We start from the raw sequence: 2,159 nt of genomic DNA, 5'->3' as shown, positions 1-2,159 counted from the left end.
TCTCGCCTAACTATGAATCGTAAGGTTGGCAAAAGTAGTGTCTTTAGCCCTCTTTTGTCACTCTCGCCTTTGTATAGCAGTAGAGAAAAAGTGGTCGCTAGAGGCAACTGTCCCATTTTCGATACTTGGGAAACTTGTAGAAAACAGGCTATATCAACGTAAAATCGTGACTTCCCAATATTGACTGTCCCGTTTGGGGACAAAAGTGGGACAGTTCAGATGGTTGCTGGAACTTTTATATAGCAAGCTTTTCAGCCTTAGCGACCAAAATATATCCATCGCTATACAAAGGTTGACACGGTTGACCGCATTCTTCCCAGGTCCAGTTGGAAGCCGTTTTGATAGATAAAGCGATCGCAGCCATCGGGTTAAGTATCAAGGTGGTTTGCCTATCTCCACCATTAGATTGCTTTCCGGAAAGTGTGAAATAGTTGATAGGAGTAATTTTTGCTGTATCCTTGACCATACCTGAATCACAACCAGTCAACCCTCGTGTAGAATTCCTTTATTGCTTTCCGGAAAGCAACTCAAATCAATCCTCATAGACTACCGAGTCCAAGTCGTAGATTTTCCTACCCTTCTTGTTCTTGGTCGCCTTTATTTTGCCTGCCGCCTCCCAGTTCCTCAAAGTCCTAGTGGTTACTCCCAGAGCCTTGGCCGCCTCATTTGGTGTAACCATGCGGTCAATCACCGGCCTACCTTCCGGAAAGTTTGCTGGATTGATCATCCTCTTCAAGTTCCCCTGGAGCGAGTCTAGGTCATAGCGCCGTATGCCATGTTGAGTCCGTCTCATCTTGATCATCCCTGCCGCTGTCATGCTTTCAAGCATTTCCATCGGGACATCTAAAATCTGACAAGCTTCCAACGGGGTAACTAGTCTCATCTACAAGGTGCCTCATCTGTTCTGCTGTTAGCACCTCAAATCTAACTTTCTTTCCGGAAAGACCCCTTGAGGATGGAGACAGTCAGCAGATGCCCAATGAAAAACCCCAGCCGCAGCCGGGGACAAGCGCTAAAGTACTTGGTTTACTGACTTATGCCTAGGGTAGCGTCAAAGACAACGAAATGTAGCACTTCAGATTCTGAAACACGCATCAGGGTATTGGGTGTTGGGGTGTCGTTGACTCAATTGCTTTGGACTGTAATTTTCAAGTTTTCAGTAATTTGTTACAAAAGTTTATATAAAACTGTAGAAAATTTGGATTTTTGGAGTGATTAATATAGTGCAGGTTTTCAAAAAGCCTTGATTCTTAATTTCTAAACCACTCCTATTAATAATGGGTAGTTCTTGAATAGTTTTTCAGGGTCTCACTCACACAAATAGGGTAAATTTCCTTGAGCATAACAATCCACAAATTTTAAAAATAATTGCAATCGATAAGGAGTAAATGGTTTGGCAAATATTATTGGTAACAACTTCAACAATAACCTAAGAGGTACCCCTTTTAATGACCTGATGCGTGGTCTAGGTGGCAACGACCTGATGCGTGGTCTAGGTGGCAACGACCGGATGTTTGGAAATCTTGGCAACGACCGGATGTTTGGAAATCTTGGTAACGACACCCTCGATGGTGGTTTTGGTAACGACACTCTCGATGGTGGTTTTGGTCGTGACCGGATGTTTGGAAATCTTGGCAACGACCGGATGTTTGGAAATCTTGGTAACGACACCCTCGATGGTGGTTTTGGTAATGACCGTCTCTTTGGGAATGCTGGTAACGATTTCCTCACTGGTGATAATGGTAAAGATACTCTAGTTGGAGGTTTGGGTTCAGATACCCTGAACGGTACTAATGATATTTTGAAAGGTGCTGGTGAAATTGATATCCTTGACCCTGGTGTTTTAGATGCCCGTCGTGACCTGATTATACTGGGCACCAATAACCTAGTAGCGATTCCGAATACCGTCTATTATACAAATCCTGGTGCAGTAGATTATGCGGTCATTGACAATTTCGAGCGCAACTTTGATAAAATTGTGATTTCCGGACAATTTAACAATTACGATTTCAACCCATTCAATGGTATTGTGCATGGTGTTAATATTGTCAACGGCACTCGCATTAGCTTTGGTAATGAGACTATTGCTTATGTTGATTCTAATGGTTTACTGGGACTTAATGACTTTATCCTGGGGGGGAACCTATAAACTAAAATAC

At 43.0% G+C, this 2,159-nt stretch carries 3 protein-coding genes; 1 reads left to right on the top strand and 2 read right to left on the bottom strand.

Annotation, left to right across the window (positions count from 1 at the left end):
- Nucleotides 1-235: 235 nt before the first annotated feature.
- Nucleotides 236-466 (bottom strand): hypothetical protein, encoded by a 231-nt coding sequence (locus F6K53_RS38055; protein WP_293084912.1) that lies wholly within the window; start codon nt 464-466, stop codon nt 236-238.
- 66 nt (nt 467-532) lie between these two features.
- Nucleotides 533-835: a MerR family DNA-binding transcriptional regulator gene (locus tag F6K53_RS38050; protein ID WP_293084909.1), complete on the bottom strand. Its 303-nt coding sequence runs from the start codon at nt 833-835 to the stop codon at nt 533-535.
- Nucleotides 836-1,393: 558 nt separating this feature from the next.
- Between F6K53_RS38050 and F6K53_RS38045 the strand changes: the two genes are divergently transcribed.
- Complete coding sequence (locus F6K53_RS38045) at nt 1,394-2,149, top strand: calcium-binding protein (RefSeq protein WP_293084907.1); 756 nt, start codon at nt 1,394-1,396, stop codon at nt 2,147-2,149.
- Nucleotides 2,150-2,159: the final 10 nt, after the last annotated feature.

The organism is Moorena sp. SIO4A1, assembly GCF_010672065.1.
In the GTDB taxonomy this organism is placed as follows: Bacteria; Cyanobacteriota; Cyanobacteriia; order Cyanobacteriales; family Coleofasciculaceae; genus Moorena.
Note: the sequence above shows the minus strand (reverse complement) of the source record. Positions and strands in the feature narration are given on the sequence as shown.

Excerpts from the sequence above, each read along its gene's own strand:
- F6K53_RS38055 (WP_293084912.1), bottom strand. The coding sequence starts at position 466 with ATGGTCAAGGATACAGCAAAAATTACTCCTATCAACTATTTCACACTT.
- F6K53_RS38050 (WP_293084909.1), bottom strand. The coding sequence starts at position 835 with ATGGAAATGCTTGAAAGCATGACAGCGGCAGGGATGATCAAGATGAGA.